The 15833-nt window shown below is 41.0% G+C and carries 16 protein-coding genes; 6 read left to right on the top strand and 10 right to left on the bottom strand.

Annotated elements, in window-relative coordinates; genetic code table 11:
* Window positions 1-284: 284 nt before the first annotated feature.
* Together hemJ and UYK_RS0107745 are read left to right on the top strand one after the other, a co-directional pair.
* On the top strand, window positions 285-869 hold the full coding sequence (gene hemJ / locus UYK_RS0107750) for a protoporphyrinogen oxidase HemJ (protein ID WP_009458429.1): 585 nt from the start codon (window positions 285-287) through the stop codon (window positions 867-869).
* Between the two features lie 443 nt (window positions 870-1312).
* Window positions 1313-1585, top strand: coding sequence for a ferredoxin-thioredoxin reductase variable chain (locus UYK_RS0107745; protein ID WP_009458428.1), 273 nt, complete (start codon window positions 1313-1315; stop codon window positions 1583-1585).
* 6 nt (window positions 1586-1591) lie between these two features.
* On the opposite strand, the gene UYK_RS0107740 is transcribed toward UYK_RS0107745, so the two are convergent.
* From UYK_RS0107740 to UYK_RS0107730, 3 genes are all read right to left on the bottom strand, one after another.
* Entirely contained in the window at window positions 1592-1816 is a 225-nt protein-coding gene (locus UYK_RS0107740) for a hypothetical protein (protein WP_016871206.1), read from the bottom strand.
* A 72-nt stretch (window positions 1817-1888) separates the two neighbouring features.
* A complete protein-coding gene (locus UYK_RS0107735) occupies window positions 1889-2683 on the bottom strand; it encodes a YdcF family protein (RefSeq protein ID WP_009458426.1) in 795 nt (264 codons plus the stop codon).
* A gap of 69 nt (window positions 2684-2752) precedes the next feature.
* A complete protein-coding gene (locus UYK_RS0107730) occupies window positions 2753-3268 on the bottom strand; it encodes a hypothetical protein (RefSeq protein ID WP_009458425.1) in 516 nt (171 codons plus the stop codon).
* Between the two features lie 14 nt (window positions 3269-3282).
* On the opposite strand from UYK_RS0107730, the gene UYK_RS27535 reads away from it, so the two are divergent.
* Window positions 3283-3411 carry a hypothetical protein gene (locus UYK_RS27535; protein ID WP_268741950.1) on the top strand — a complete coding sequence of 43 codons (129 nt, stop codon included), beginning with the start codon at window positions 3283-3285 and terminating at the stop codon, window positions 3409-3411.
* A gap of 93 nt (window positions 3412-3504) precedes the next feature.
* Here the strand turns inward: UYK_RS27535 and UYK_RS0107725 are convergent, their stop codons facing one another.
* The 3 genes from UYK_RS0107725 to UYK_RS0107715 form a co-directional block, all read right to left on the bottom strand.
* Window positions 3505-5058, bottom strand: coding sequence for a bifunctional aminoglycoside phosphotransferase/ATP-binding protein (locus tag UYK_RS0107725; RefSeq protein WP_009458424.1), 1554 nt, complete (start codon window positions 5056-5058; stop codon window positions 3505-3507).
* 88 nt (window positions 5059-5146) lie between these two features.
* Complete coding sequence (rplY, locus tag UYK_RS0107720; protein ID WP_009458423.1) at window positions 5147-5446, bottom strand: 50S ribosomal protein L25; 300 nt, start codon at window positions 5444-5446, stop codon at window positions 5147-5149.
* A 37-nt stretch (window positions 5447-5483) separates the two neighbouring features.
* Window positions 5484-6827, bottom strand: coding sequence for an adenylosuccinate synthase (locus UYK_RS0107715; RefSeq protein WP_009458422.1), 1344 nt, complete (start codon window positions 6825-6827; stop codon window positions 5484-5486).
* A 608-nt stretch (window positions 6828-7435) separates the two neighbouring features.
* Here UYK_RS0107715 and UYK_RS0107705 point away from each other — a divergent pair.
* Window positions 7436-8479 (top strand): adenosine deaminase, encoded by a 1044-nt coding sequence (locus tag UYK_RS0107705; protein ID WP_009458421.1) that lies wholly within the window; start codon window positions 7436-7438, stop codon window positions 8477-8479.
* An 86-nt stretch (window positions 8480-8565) separates the two neighbouring features.
* Here UYK_RS0107705 and UYK_RS0107700 read toward each other — a convergent pair whose 3' ends face one another.
* The gene (locus UYK_RS0107700) at window positions 8566-8886 is read right to left on the bottom strand and encodes a rhodanese-like domain-containing protein (protein WP_009458419.1); all 321 of its coding nucleotides are present in this window, start codon (window positions 8884-8886) and stop codon (window positions 8566-8568) included.
* Window positions 8887-9101: 215 nt separating this feature from the next.
* Here UYK_RS0107700 and mutL point away from each other — a divergent pair, with 215 nt between their 5' ends.
* Window positions 9102-10820: a DNA mismatch repair endonuclease MutL gene (gene mutL / locus UYK_RS0107695; protein ID WP_009458417.1), complete on the top strand. Its 1719-nt coding sequence runs from the start codon at window positions 9102-9104 to the stop codon at window positions 10818-10820.
* A gap of 80 nt (window positions 10821-10900) precedes the next feature.
* Here mutL and UYK_RS0107690 read toward each other — a convergent pair whose 3' ends face one another.
* From UYK_RS0107690 to UYK_RS0107680, 3 genes are all read right to left on the bottom strand, one after another.
* Window positions 10901-11218, bottom strand: a complete 318-nt coding sequence (locus UYK_RS0107690; protein ID WP_009458415.1) for a DMT family transporter — start codon at window positions 11216-11218, stop codon at window positions 10901-10903.
* A gap of 817 nt (window positions 11219-12035) precedes the next feature.
* Window positions 12036-13124 carry a beta-N-acetylhexosaminidase gene (gene nagZ / locus UYK_RS0107685; protein ID WP_016871203.1) on the bottom strand — a complete coding sequence of 363 codons (1089 nt, stop codon included), beginning with the start codon at window positions 13122-13124 and terminating at the stop codon, window positions 12036-12038.
* Between the two features lie 104 nt (window positions 13125-13228).
* On the bottom strand, window positions 13229-14467 hold the full coding sequence (locus UYK_RS0107680; RefSeq protein WP_009458411.1) for a septal ring lytic transglycosylase RlpA family protein: 1239 nt from the start codon (window positions 14465-14467) through the stop codon (window positions 13229-13231).
* Between the two features lie 334 nt (window positions 14468-14801).
* Here UYK_RS0107680 and UYK_RS0107675 point away from each other — a divergent pair, with 334 nt between their 5' ends.
* Complete coding sequence (locus tag UYK_RS0107675) at window positions 14802-15689, top strand: PhzF family phenazine biosynthesis protein (RefSeq protein WP_009458408.1); 888 nt, start codon at window positions 14802-14804, stop codon at window positions 15687-15689.
* Window positions 15690-15833: the final 144 nt, after the last annotated feature.

The following is a 15833-nucleotide window of genomic DNA, read 5'->3' as shown; positions in this document are numbered from 1 at the left end:
GAAAGCGATATTGCTGAGATTGTGAATCTTGATTATTTTCAAAGGTTGCAGCAATACGCTGAGCAGTTTAGAAACAAAGATAATCTCACTTGAAAATGGGTGTGGGGGTGTAAGGATGTAGGAGTATAGAGGAGTTAAATTTTTATCGCAAGGTTCGTGGGGCTTTACCATGATTGGCTTGAAAAACTTCACACTTCTTTATCACTCAACTTCATTCCCAGCAATTGCCGTACAAGATTTTGCCTTAACCTGATATTTGAGAGTAGAAACACAGGTTAAAATTCATGGCTTATTCTTGGTTTAAAGCATTTCATATAATCGGCGTTGTGGTTTGGTTTGCTGGGTTATTTTATTTAGTGCGTCTTTTCATCTATCACATCGAAGCTGAACAAGAACCAGAACCAGCAAAGACGATACTAAAAAATCAGTATCAAATTATGGAAAAGCGCCTCTACAACATCATCACAACTCCGGGAATGCTGGTGACTGTGGCGTGTGCAATTGGGTTACTGGTGACGCAACCAGAGTTTTTAAAACAAACTTGGTTACACTATAAACTCGGATTTGTGGCACTTTTACTTGTTTATCATCACTACTGCGCTCGTTTGATGAAACAGTTGGCAGAAAATAGATGCAAATGGACTAGTAAACAGATGCGTGCGATGAATGAAGCACCAACAGTTTTATTGGTGGTGATTGTGATGTTGGTTGTCTTTAAGAATAGTTTGCCTACAGATTTGACTGCTTGGGTTATTTTTGGCTTGGTTGTGCTGATGGCGGTGACTATTCAGCTTTATGCTAGAAAGCGCAGACTTGATAAAGAAAAGCAATTAGCACAAATGACACAGGTTCCTCAGCAGCAAGCTTAAGTAATTATGCCTGAACACCCCTTTGCATCTAGATGGAGTACACCCCACCCTCACCCTCCTCACTTGCGGGGAGAGTGCGCGTAGCACGGGCGGGGTGGCAAAGAAAGACACGGGAGAAAAACAATAATTAACCACAACCACCAACAATCAACAACCATAACTAACTAACTTGACTGCTGTATCACCCTAGAGTGAAGATAAAATGGTTAGGCCCCTTGGCAAAGCAACAGGTGATTTTATATCTCACCTGGTTCTCTTATTCTCCCATCGATTGGAAAACAAGGGTCTTAGACTAAGAGAACGAACCATATTCAAGCCTGCATAGGCAGGCTTTGTTTGTCTAGGTAGTATTAAGGCGTTAAATCACGCCTCAATACTGCTTAGAAGCCAAAAACGACTTTTGCAAGCAGTCTATGTTTTATCAGCAGCAAGTTCAGTGAGGGATGGCAGTGGAGACACTTGTGGAAAAGCAGAAGCTAGGTGTAAGTTCTATTATGAAGAAAGGCGATCGCGTTCGTGTTAAAGAATCCGTGGTAGTGTACCATCATCCCGAGCATCGTGGTAATGCATTTGATCTAAAAGGTACAGAGGGAGAGGTAGTAGATATTGTTACCCAGTGGCACGGTAGACCAGTTAGTGCTAACTTGCCTGTTCTAGTGCAGTTTAGCAAAAAATTCAAAGCTCACTTCCGTGAAAAGGAGTTAGAAATTATTTAACGTCCCTCATTGGCGGCGAACAAAAAACTGCATTATATTCAATTCGCCGCGCATTTTTTTTAGGTCTTGACGATGTTGTTCTGCTGTTGCGTAATACCACTCACAGTATTGTTGATAATCTGTTCTGGTTTTAACTTCGTGATAAAATTGGTGAGTGGTTTGGTAGACAGCAAAACTTTCCTCAATTTGAGGTTGAGGACAAGGAATAATATGTGGTAAGTCTTTAGACATAACTTGAATGAATTAAAAGCAAAAATTTAAGAGTGAAAGTTCATAATTACTTATTCAACTCCTCATTTATTATTACAGCCAGCCTCTCAAACGATAGACAAACATACCAACATACTCTTTAGCTGCCACAGTAAACTTATGTAAATTAGAACTATCTGGTAACAAACTCAAAATAGCAGCTTTAGGAGTATGGCCGAGTGCTTTGATTTCGGTGTTAGTTATCAGAAAATCAGTAGGTGCAGGGATAGCCTCAATACCCTGACGCTTAAAGATTAAAAATGACCGAGGCATATGCATAGCGGAAGTCACTAGTAAAATCCGGCCAATCCCACGAGTGTCAAGTATTTTTTTGACATTTACTGCATTTTGATAGGTATTGAGAGATTCAGCTTCTTGAACGAGAACTTCTGATGGTATACCAATAGAGGTAAGGACTTGGGCCATATCTTCAGATTCTGATAAACCTTGATTGTCGCCCCAATCAATGCGCCCACCACTCAGAATAATTAAAGGGGCTTTGTTTTGGCGATAAAGTTGAGCAGCATAAATAACGCGATCGCCACTCTCATTTAAATCTACACTTGGTCGTGGTGGCAAAGCTGGTTTAGTAGCACCGCCTAACACAACGATTGCTTCTGCATTTGGTAGTTGTGCAGGTGGCAAATACTGCCATTCTAGCGATCGCACTAGTAAATTAGCAATCCAGGCATTACTACTTAATAACAATATCACTAGCGCCAACGTGATAGCGATCGCTGCTGTACGAGGACGTTTCCACAACATGAACAGTGCTACCAGCAAACAAATACTAGCTAGCCCCAAAGGATAAAAAAATAGTGGTAGCAACTTTGAGAGAAACAAGAACATGGGAGATGGAGAGACGGGAGGACAGGGGAGAAAACAAACAACAAACAACTAACAACTAACAAAACTTTTTTACCTCCGCCAAAATTGTGGCCAGTTAGAACCTCCAGATGAACGACGGTAGCGACGTGTAGGCTTTCTGACTCGTCGCTTGACAGTTGGGGTAGGAGGTAACTCTAGTTGTGTTTCATCTATTAATTCGTCCGGGATTTGAGTTCTAGTCTCTTCCTTACTTTTCCACCAAGCAATAATCCAGCCTCCACCAATACCGGCTAACGAACCCAGCAATATACTTACGGATGGTTGATATCCCAGAAACACAAAGCCGAGTAAGAAGAATAACCAGTATTTTAAACCCGCATCAATACCCTCAGAAGAGGCTATTGAATCACCTTGGGGAGTACCTTTACTAGCTGTTGTTAGCCAGCCTACAGCTAAGCCACCTAATATACCCAAGAAAAGACTTACAGGTAGTGGGTAACGTACCACTAAAAAAATGAGTGTTAAAAAGATCCCAAATAGTATCTGATTTAAAAAATTGGGCGATATCGATAGAAATTGCTTGAAATTGTTCTTCTGTGGTGTCATAAGGTCAACCGATTTTGAATTTTGCGAAAAGTTTGAGCGGAGGAAACCTCCGTACTCTTACGAGAAGTCGCTTACGCGCCTACGCGCAGCGTCCCGGAGGGAACTTCAAAGCTTTTCAAGATGGATTTCGGATTTTGGATTAATCAGCATCAAGCCAATTACAAAAATTACTTTCCTAATCACTGAAATCCAAATCCCAAAATCTAAAATTCACTGTTAAGGCTTTTTGTAAATCTTTACCTTCTGCCTTCCTTCGTAAATATTTCCTTTAATTGTGCCTGTATTGGTTGAGTTGTGTCCAAAATTTTCACAAATGGTTTTTCTTTTTCAGTCCAGCCCTCAGCAGTATCAAGTTGTGACGCTAATAAATCAGCAGTTGCATCAGCAATATCACCAGTACGCTGTTGCAGACGTTGTTGTAAAACATCCAGTGGTGCTGTACAACACAAAATCTGCAAGGGTATTTTCTTAGCTTGGGCTTGAGCGATCGCTTCTTGTCGTAACTGCTGGCGATCATACTTGGCATCTAAAATCACATTAAAACCTTGACTTGCCAGCATTATCCCCAACTCCAGTAAGCGTGTATAAGTTTTCTGACTCATTTCGGGGGTATACAAATCATCTCCACCACGTTGCAGCAAGGGAATACCCGCCAAATGCTTGCGCACTGCATCGGAACGAATGTGAATTGCTCCTATCTGTTGAGCTAAATACCGAGCTGTTGTACTCTTTCCAGAACCAGATACGCCCGACATTAAAATTAGCTGTCCTTGACGCGGCTGAGTATACTCCCACGCTTGCTTGTAATAAGCAGCAGCAGTTTTCGTCGCCTCCTGCTTAGCTTCTGTTGGTACACCCGGATCATCCAGCAAAAACGAAGTGACTTTCGCCCTGACATAAGCTTGGCGACTTAAATACAAAGGTAATACCTGTAAACCTTCCCAATCCCCTGTTTGTTCAACATAAGTATTCAAAAACACATTAGCTAAATCTCGAGACTGTCGCGCTTCCAAATCCATTACCGTAAACGCCACATCGTACATCACATCAACAAAGCGAAACGGCTCGTTAAACTCAATGCAGTCAAATAGCAAAATCTTATCTTGCCATAGCGCAATATTTCTCAAGTGCAAATCGCCATGACATTCCCTAATATAATCATTAGCAATACGACTTTTAAACAGTTCCCCACGCTCTGCAAAAAATTGACCTGTATATTTCTTCGTTTCCTCAAACTGCACCTGCGTCTGTGGTCCACCAATATACCTTTCCGTTTGCTGATAATTTTCCTCAAACGCAGCCCGGACTTGTGATACTTCTCCAAAAGAACGAATGTAATCATTACTAACAGTTTTCCCATGAAATTCTGCCACTACCCGTCCCAATTCCACCATATGCCTCTGTTCTAATTTCCCCTGTTCAAACATCTCACTCAACAACGCCTCTTGGGGAAACTGACGCATCTTTAGTGCATACTCTACCACTGGCGTTCCCCCCAATTGATATTGCTCACCCACCAAAGCAACAGGTAATACTTCCAAATAAAGTTCCGGCGCACCCCGTTGATTTAACCTTAACTCCTCCTCACAAAAATGCCGACGCTTCTCCAAAGTCGAATAATCCAAAAAGCCAAAATTTACTGGCTTCTTCAACTTATAAACAAAATCCCCAGTCAATAACACATAAGAAACATGCGTTTGAATTAACTTCACTGGTTCCTGCACCTGATGAGGATAAAACCCAGGCTGCAACATCTGCTGAATTAAAGGTGGAACTAAAACCTCTGTCATTTCTTAGCGTCCTTGGCGTCTTCGCGGTTCAATCAATAAAAAACCAGGGTGAAAACCCTGGTTCCATCAGCAATTATGACAAACTGTATCAACCTTTGCTGGAAGCAAAAAAACTTAGATGATAAGGTGTCCCTTTCGCTGGATGAGTTTGAACCTCTCGGATCACCGTTGTACCGCGCCAATCCAAATCTGTTACATTAAGTTCAAACTCAGTTTTGTTGACACGAGCCTTTTTAAGCAACTGCTCAACAGTTTTAGCATCAACAACTAGAGAAACAGACTCGCTACCTTTGTGACCGTACAAATTAGCAGGTATTAACCCAGAACGACGCAAAGCATTAGGCTTGCTACCTTCTGGCCGCTTTTTACACTCAATCGTAAGTTCCATAGAAATTGTTAGTAGTGAATCGACAAATTGGGCTAGCCTAGGCACTCAGCAAGGAAGCTGGAGAGCCATCAGCATGTAGCAAAGCCCGTTTGGGGCCATGTATGGGGTCTTCAACAATGATAGTTTGATCGCGGCTGGCTCCTAAAGAAACAATCGCGATCGGCACTTCCATTAATTCTGCCAAAAATTTTAGATAATCCAATGCTTGTCGTGGCAAATCATCTAAAGAGCGACAGTTACTTGTAGACTGCTGCCACCCAGGCAAGGTTTTGTAAACAGGACGACACTGAGCAAACTTACGGGCGCTGGTGGGAAAATGTTCACAGCGATCGCCGTCTATTTCATAAGCAACACAAACTTTGATTTCCTCTAATTCATCGAGGACATCTAGTTTGGTGATTGCCAAACAGTCTAAGCCATTGATACGCACAGCATAGCGACCAATAACCGCATCAAACCAGCCACACCGACGTTTGCGTCCGGTGGTTGTACCAAATTCTGCACCGCGGTCACACAACAATTCTCCCAATTCCCCATCTAATTCTGTGGGGAAAGGCCCTTCACCAACCCGAGTGGTGTAGGCTTTTGCTACCCCAATTACCCGGTCAATCATTGTCGGGCCTAGTCCTGTACCAACACAAGCCCCTCCCGCTACTGGGTTAGAAGAGGTGACGTAGGGATAAGTCCCGTGATCGAGGTCGAGAAGTGTACCTTGTGCGCCTTCAAACAAAATATTGCGCCGCCGCTGAACCGCATCGTAAATTTTTAGCGAGGTATCGACCACATAGGAGCGCAACCTTTCTGCATACCCTAAGTATTCGTCTATTACCTTTTGGGGTTCTAACGGTGGTAAGTTATAAAGCTTTTCTAAAATTACGTTTTTGTAATTGATAGTCCACTCTAGCTGGTCACGTAGCCCTTGGGGATCCATCAAGTCTAACATCCTGATGCCTGTACGCTCCGATTTGTCGGCATAGGTTGGACCAATGCCACGACCAGTCGTCCCTATTTTATGATTTCCTCGCCGCTCTTCTGATGCCTGATCAATCAAGCGATGATAAGGCATCGTCACATGTGCTGTTTCAGCAATTAATAAGTTTTTGGTAGAAATACCAAGTTTTTCTATTTGATCGAGTTCTGCTATTAAAACCTGTGGATCAATGACTGTTCCACAACCAATAATACACTCTGTATCCGGGTACAAAATACCAGAGGGAATCAAATGCAATTTAAAGGTTTGACCCTTGACTACAATTGTGTGTCCAGCATTGACACCCCCTTGGTAACGTACTACGACATCTGCGGAGCGGCTGAGTAAGTCAGTTATTTTTCCTTTTCCTTCATCGCCCCACTGGGCACCTATAACAATGACGTTAGCCAAGAGTTTATTTTAAAAAGCTAAAGTTTTCACAAACGTTAATTATCGACAAATTTGGGAGCAGATGTCAAGCTTTGAAAGCAAAAGTTTAGTGGAGACAAACGTAGGTGCGGTATACATCCTGAAAGTACTTGGTTGTTGAGAGGAGAGAAAGTTACCAAAGTCCAAGATATGGCAGTCAAAGCACTTTTGTCTAAACTTTGTGGCAAATTTTAGCAAATCAAATTTAGATGTACTCAATGCAAAAGCGCTACATCAAAAACAATGGCATCGCATTTAGGTAATTTTAACTGTATCGCTTATACGCGAATTCAGTGAAGAGACTAGATATTTTATTTCGGAGTGTCGCGATCAGCACACTACACAAAATAAATCCCAATGTCAAAATTATTGCTACTGGTAGACTGTTGTCCCGACAAAATCTAGCCGAACACAAGCTGTAGGAGTAAAAGCATTTTTATCAAAACTGTGTACGGTGAAAGAATTATTACTGATAATTGCCGCAGTCAAAAAAGTAATTAAAGAAACTTACAAAAAATTTATCCAAAAGCAGATTGTTTTTTTATTTGTTACTGTTAATAATAATTAAAATTTATTCTAAATACACTACTATGGCTTTATATGCAGAGTTACACAGACACCTTGGTGGTTCGGTCGTACCAAGAGTTTTATGGCGATACTTTGAACGTCATTCTTCTAAGTTAATTTCTCGGTTTGCTAACTATGGAGATTTTGAAGAGTTTTACACACGTCCGCGTAATACTTTGGATGAATATTTAGAGTTACACACTCTTGTTGAAAGTGTGCAAACTGTAGAGACTCTACCCTATTTTATTTATCGTCTGCTGCGGGGTGCTTATATATTTGAAAATTTGGCTTATTTAGAATTACGTTACACACCTTATCTGCGAACACCAGAACACCTGAGTCAATCAGAAAGAATTGACAAAATGGCGGAAATTGTTGAAGTGGTGGGTAAAGCGAGCAAAATATCTGAGTATCCGATTGTCACAAGTCAAATTCTTTGTATGCATTCCCGTCTACCCTATGAGGTGAACAAAGCGATTGTAGATTTAGGCGCACAAAATAAGCAGTATGTATGTGCAGTAGACGTGGCAGGCGGGGATAGTTATTATGGCGATCGCCTAGAAGAATGGGTAGAATTATACGAATATGCCCTGTCTCTGGGAATTGGCACAACAGGACATCTTTACGAAACAACCGCTGGTTGCTACCCAGAACTGTTACCTTATCTGATGCGAATTGGTCACGGTATCCAAATTCCTTTGTTACACCCCGAATTACTTCCAGATTTAGCCAAACGTAATCAGTGTTTAGAAATTTGCCCGACAACTTACCTGAAAACAGGTACTTTAGAGGATATCCGGCAACTTAAAGTTGTTTTTGACCGTTGTTTTGATGCTGGAGTAGATATCGCCATTTGTACAGATAACGCCGGGCTACATAACGTCCGTTTACCGTTTGAATACGAAAATCTTCTCACCTATGACATCATTAACTTTCAACAGCTCCAAGCCTGTCAAGATGCAGCTTTCCGTCATGCTTTTGCTTGGCCTTACGGTCAACGTCCAGTATCGTTGTTAAATGGGTTGCTCAATCATGAAGATAGTAAACTTGTAGCGATGCAACATTAGATCGGGGACAGGGTATTGGGTATCGGGAATTGGGAAGAGACCTGTTAAATAATTCTCCCTTCCCTTGTATCCGTTTCCCTTTCCCCTTATACTTCCACTGTTGCACCTCCAACTGACTTCCAGGCAGACAAGCCACCTTTGATTTCAGTAACATGAGCAAAACCTGCCTCTTTTAAAATCTGTGTAGCTTGGGCAGCCTGATCATCGTTTTCACCATAAACAAAAATCTCACGCTTGCTGTGGAAAGCAGTTTTAGCACGACTTGCCAACTCAGCTAAGGGAATGGGTACTGCTCCTGTAATATGACCTATATTGTAGCTGCTGCGATCGCGTACATCAACTATCGAAAAACCAGGTTGACCAAATTCCAGACGAGATTTCAAGTTGTGTGCAACAGAATCAAGCATAATAGCCTTGCCTAATAGTTAGTTGATTTTCACCATAAACAGCAATCTATCAAAGAATTTATTTTTCTCGAGCTTTTTTTAAAAATAATAAATATTTTTATTAAGATTGACAAAATTGAATAAATTTAACTTAAAAAATATAAATTTTTATATAGAAATAAAAGGAAATTTATTTAGATGCTAAATTAATTAACTCCTCGCCTAAACTAGACTTTATGGTATCCACAATTCAAGTTTTACCAAAAGAAGTCGTACACTTAATTACAGCTGGAGAGGTAATAGACTCTTTAGCAGCTGTAGTGCGGGAACTAGTAGAAAATTCCCTTGACGCAGGGGCAACACGGGTTGTGGTTTCTTTATGGCCTGAACAATGGCGAGTTCGAGTTGCTGATAATGGCTGTGGTATGAACTTGGAAGACCTACAGCGAGCAGCATCAGCTCATAGCACAAGTAAAATTCGTAGCTGTGCAGATTTATGGAAAATCACTAGTTTGGGATTTCGTGGTGAAGCCTTACACAGTTTAACGACCTTGGCAGAATTGGAAATCTTGAGTCGTCCATCTGCACGTATATCTGTTCCGTTGACGGGGGGGACGGAAGAAGGCGTCGGTTGGCGAGTAGTGTACGGCTATGGAGGGCAAATACTAGAGCAACAAGTCGCTGCGATCGCACCTGGTACAGTTGTCACAGTCTCCAATCTCTTTGGTAGTTGTATAGCCAGACGTCAGGGATTACCAGCACTAGCACAGCAAATGAAAGCAGTGCAAGCAACAATCTACCAAATTGCCCTTTGTCACCCCCAAGTTGCTTGGCAAGTTTGGCAAAATGACCGGGAATGGTTCACTATCTCTCCCGCCCCAACAATGGGGAAACTCATACCGCAACTTCTCCAGCAAGTGCGTCCGGGTGACTTGCAAGAATTGCAACTAGAATTCCCCGATTCTTCTAAAGACCTTACATCTAAAGTCTCTACACTGAATTTAGTTGTGGGATTGCCTGATCGCTGCCATCGCCATCGTCCAGATTGGCTGCGGGTAGCGATAAACGGCAGAATGGTCAAAGCACCAGAATTAGAACAAACTATCTTAGGAGCATTTCACAGAACATTACCACGCGATCGCTACCCAGTTTGTTGTCTACATTTGTTGATTTCCCCAGATCAAATCAACTGGAACCGCAACCCAGCTAAAACAGAAATTTATCTTAATGACTTGACTTACTGGCAAAAGCAAGTTAATCAAGCGATTGAACAAGCACTCCGCATCAACTCTGACACGATTCAAGAGGCAGTTCATACTAGTAGAGTGGGAAAATTAATCAAAGTCGCAGAAGAAACTGGTGCTTATAACACCAATCCTTCTACCCCTCATACTCCCCCCACTTCCCCTACTTCCCGCACCCTCAAAGCCGTAGGTCAAGTAAACAATACTTATATAGTTGCTGAACATCCTGGTGGTTTGTGGTTAGTGGAACAGCACATAGCCCACGAGCGGATATTGTACGAGCAATTGTGCGATCGCTGGCAAATCATTCCCATGGAACCGCCGATCATTTTCTATCAATTATCATCAGTACAAGTATCTCAGCTACAACGTATTGGTTTAGATATTGAACCCTTTGGTGAACAACTTTGGGCAATTCGCAGTGTACCCGCAATGTTACAGCAGCGAGATGACTGTGCAGACGCAATTTTAGAACTGAGTCGGGGAGGTGACTTACAAACTGCACAAGTTGCTGTTGCTTGTCGCAGTGCCATTCGCAACGGTACACCCCTTTCCTTGGAACAGATGCAGCAAATTTTAGATGATTGGCAACGCACTCGCAACCCCCGCACCTGTCCCCACGGACGCCCAATATACTTATCACTAGAAGAACCTGCTCTAGCCCGTTTCTTCCGGCGTCATTGGGTGATAGGAAAAAGTCATGGGATTTAAATCATCCAGGCAAAGAAAAGAGGAATTAGTTGTGACTGCTTTATTTTAATTAACACTTAGATAATATGATAAAAAATTTACTAATATTTAATTAAATTTAAACCAATTACTCCTACAAAAATTAAGCCAATACATAAGACTTTAGCTAGGTTAATATTTTCCTGAAAGATAATTGCACCCAAGATAGATGTCCCAATAATTCCTATTCCAGACCAGACTGCATATCCCACACTAATTTCAATTGTTTTCAGAGAGAATGCAAAAAAGCTAAATGCAAGAGGATAACCAATTATTGACCCCATTAAGTAAATCGGTTTTGAGAAGCCATCTGCAAATTTTAGAGAAGTGGTTGCAAAGATTTCACAAGCAATTGCTAGAAACAGAAAAAACCAAGCCATGAAAACATTCTCTAGTTCATAATTAATAATTTAACGTGATGTGTGACTGATTGTAAAACCAATTGCTCAAATCTTATTAGTTTGTCATCGCAGGGCTAGGTACTATAAGTCTGAGAAATTGGGTTGTCAGGAGATAAGGAGGACGAGGAGGTTGCTGAATTTGGTCATGAATTATGTTTGCATACATTTTTGTAGATCGATGCCAAATCATTGACCAGACGTAGTAGCATTGCTACGTCTCTACTAAATTCTCTCAACGAAGAGCAGAATCACGCATCATAGCGTTTAGTTACCGAGAAAAGACTTTTGACATACCTCCTCGTCCTAAAGGAGCGAGGATTCCTTGACGCTTCACAGAAACTTGCTACTAGGTAGTCTTACAGTCTCTCCACGTCCGTTTAGAGTCTCCCAATGCCCTATGGCGACTTGTTTCTATGGTAGTAAAGATATCGGTTCCTTTTAAAACAACAACACCCAAGCATCTAATCGCTGAGAAACTTCCTCTCTTTGTTCATTTAATTTAGGGTTGTACTGCCTGAAATTTGCTTAGAAACAGTCACATTGCCCTCAATTTACTACTATGAGGAAATATCAGCGTTCGAGTTGGGTGTTGGTGTTAGCTGACGAGACAGACTGGAATAAAACAGCTTTTTTACCTCTTAACTAAATTGAACATTGGCTGTTAAATCTGCCAGGGAAGCTTTCTAGCTTCAATTAATAAGTTATCACTCCTACAATCAGAATAAATTATTCTGCAACTAAACTTTACTTTTTTACCAAAGTGCTAGGAATGCGATCGCTTTATCTAGTTACAACCCTATCTAAAAGCACAAGCGATCGCTAATTCTGCATGTTGCTTGAGTGTATCTTGGTCAAGGGCAGAAACTGAGTATTGCGGCGTCATGGCGATTAAGCTATCAATTCGCATTTTTGCTGCTTCGACAATGCGTTCATCTAGGCTACCGTTACTCAGAGAATTTACAAAATCTTGAGCGATCGCAAAGGTGCGTTCCACAGATGATGAAGGTAGATTGCGGGAAACGATGAATAAATCACAGCCAGCATTAAATGTCTGTGCTACAGTGCCACTTTTAGCATACATACTTGAGACTGCTTTCATATCTAGGTCATCAGATACAATCACCCCTGCAAACCCAAGTTCTTTCCTAAGTATGCCCGTTAAGATAGTTTGTGAAAGTGTCGCAGGTACACCAGCATCTATCTGTGGAAATAAAATATGAGCAGTCATAATCATCGGCACTTGTTCGGCGATCAGTGCTTTAAAAGGTATAAGTTCCCGATTTCGTAATTCTTCTATAGTTAAATTCAGAACTGGTAACTCCAGATGGGAATCTGTGCTGGTATCTCCATGTCCAGGAAAGTGCTTAGCACAGCCAATAATCCCAACTTCGCGCAGTCCCAGAAAATAATCACGCGCACCAGCAGCAGCCGTATCCGGAGTAGTACCAAAAGCGCGAGGCCCGATAATTGGGTTATCTGGATTAGAGAAAATATCTGCTACAGGCGACCAGGATATATTAATTCCCAATGACTTCAATTCTAATCCTGCTGCTTTTGCGACTTCACGCGCCCGGGACTGCAACAAGAAAGCATGGGGAAAGCGAGTTATTGGTAAATATGGACGATGGACAGTACCACCTTCATGATCGATGGTGATTAACATCGAGTTACGTTCAGCATATTGCCGAATCTGATTAACTAGATCCTGATAGATTTGCAGCCATTCTTCGTAGTGGACACCGTAACGAAAGTTCTTAGCATAAAAGATAATCCCCGCTGGCTTTATCTCGCTCAGTATGCGTTTATCTTCATCGTTTAATTTAGTACCAGAAATACCGACGATGAGGTGATGTCCAAAGCGATGCATATCTTGCGCTACTGCCATGATGGGTTCCTTGTGCTCAACCGACTGGAACACAAATTCTAACCCGCATGAGCGGTTTTGAGCTATTAGCCGGAACTTTAGTTCACGGCTTGTTGATAACTTGCTCACAAATCGGTGATAATTGCCAGCTTTTTACTAGGTTTCTGATTTTTCAGACTTAGGTTCAGATTTTTGAGAGTCATTTTCACTTCACTTGGTTGCATAATCACTGCTTCATAGGGTACCACTCCAGCAACTTCACTATTGATACAACGAGCTGCTACTCGTGACAAATCTAGACTTCGAGGGGGAATATAAGGACCGCGGTCATTTACCCGCACAATTACCGCTTTGCCAGTTTGCAAGTTAGTGACTTTTAAGAAGGTGTTAAAAGGCAAAGATTTATGAGCAACTGTCAATTCATTTTGATTGAATATTTCACCATTTGCCGTTAAGCGACCATGAAAATATGGACCATACCAAGAAGCTAGACCATACATTTTTTTCTGGGAAGGCTTTAAACCATACATCTCTAATTGCCCTTCCACGAGTGATAATGTCGGTGCATTCATTGCCATACGTAGGTTATTAGTCCATTCAATTGCTAATAATTCGCCACTACGATTGGCTTTTTGAGTAATTTGTTTGTTAATGCCAAACAGATAGCGATTTCCTGCCATTAATGCTGGTACACCATCTACTAATGCTGGTTGCAGTTGCAATGCATTGAGATTGGGTGATTGCAACAATCGTCTCAAGCGTTGTTGCATCAAAGTTGCTTGTAACCTATTAGGTAAATTTGCAATCAAGCGGTTATTCACCCAAACTTCGTAATTACTTTCGCCACGATGCACTACACCCACCGGTAAACCTGATGAAGAACTAAACAAAGACTCGAAAGGCGTGGAAAAGTGGAAAAAGTTATGCAGCGATCGCAATATTTTATCTGCTAGAAAAGCTGGTTGAGTCGCAGTTGCTTCTATAAATGTAGCAGCTGATAAATTGCTGACACTTTTGACAGAAGGCTGGCGAATTTCAGTTACCTGGAGGGAAGGACAAAATTGATTTTTGTTGCTTTTAGTCCTTAATTTCAAAGCATTTGACGATTTATTTAGAGTAGGTTTTGCTGCTTTATCTCCCCAGTCTATCTTTAAAAAACGTGTAGGTAGTAGCGTCGTAGTCCAAAATTTTACTGGTTGCCTTGGCTGCACAAAAAATGGATGAGACTTACTAACCAATTTACCTAAATTAGCAGCAAATTTTGTCGAATCAACTGTTGATGCAATGCTTGGTAGCAAGCTTTGATTCAGTGACAAAAATGAACCAATCCAGGATGTAGCCCAAAGTAGTCCAAACAATATCATGGTTATTGTCAATGTTCAGAATAGTGCGCCTTTCTACAGGTGCAAATTACTTATGTTTTCCCAAGTTTCTCAACAACTATTTGTGCATATATTCTTTCCTTTGGAAAAGAATATACATCTGTTTAGATACACACCAAAGGAGCGATTACCAGCAGGGATCATCTTATACTGTTAATGCTAATTAAGCAAATCTATGTTTCATAAAACTTTCAGATATGAAAAGCAAACTATACTGGTTTTTCGATTTAAATTTTTTATAAGACAGGCAAATAAAATCTACAAAATATGCAAAAATCTGCTCATAAAGTCCAGTCTAAATACGTAAAATCCAAAAATGATTAGTCTTAAATTTTACATTGTTGACGTATTTGCTGAAGCAAAATATACAGGTAATCAACTAGCTGTTTTTCCCGACGCAGCTAATCTTTCTACAGAACAAATGCAGCAAATAGCTAAAGAAATTAACTATTCTGAGACTACATTTGTGACTTCAACCCAGACAGTATCTGAGGGCTATAATGTAAAAATATTTACACCAAAACAAGAACTTCCTTTTGCAGGCCATCCTACTTTAGGCACAGCATATATCCTCCAAAAAGAGATTATTAAAAGCTCAGTTAAAGAAATTTTATTAAATTTAAAAGTTGGGCAAATACCAGTAAAATTTTTGGATCAGAATGGTTCTGAAAAATATCTATGGATGCAGCAACAAGCGCCTACTTTTCATCAAGTCTTAGATAGACACAAAATAGCTGAAGTTTTGAGAATAGAGTCAGATGAGATAGATGATTGCTTTCCTATTCAAGCAGTTTCTACAGGGGTTCCCTTTATTATTGTTCCTCTGAAAACTCTGGAATCTGTAAAGCGAATTCAGGTTAATAGAGACAAATATTTTGAACTGATTAACACCATAGATGCTAAATGTATCCTTGTATTTTGCCCAGAAACATACAAAAAAGAGAATGATCTGAATGTGCGAGTGTTCTGTGATTATCTAGGCATACCGGAAGACCCTGCTACTGGCAGTGCTAATGGATGTTTAGCTGGTTATTTAGTTCAATATTCTTATTTCGGCAAATCAGAAATTAATTTACGAGTTGAGCAGGGGTACGAAATAAACAGACCTTCTTTGATTTTGCTACAAGCAGAGCAAAAAGGTATAACCATTGACGTGAACGTGGGAGGACGAGTGGTTATGGTTGCGAGGGGGGAGTTTGTATGAGGTGGGGAGGTGGGGGGAGTATGAGGAGTATGAGGGGTAGAGGAATTACCACTAGCTACTAACCACTAACTACTAACAACCAACAACCAACAATCAACCATCAACCATCTTCTGCAAATGTAACGGTTTGCAAAGTATAATGAG

The organism is Fischerella thermalis PCC 7521, from assembly GCF_000317225.1.
GTDB lineage: Bacteria > Cyanobacteriota > Cyanobacteriia > Cyanobacteriales > Nostocaceae > Fischerella > Fischerella thermalis.
Note: the sequence above shows the minus strand (reverse complement) of the source record. Positions and strands in the feature narration are given on the sequence as shown.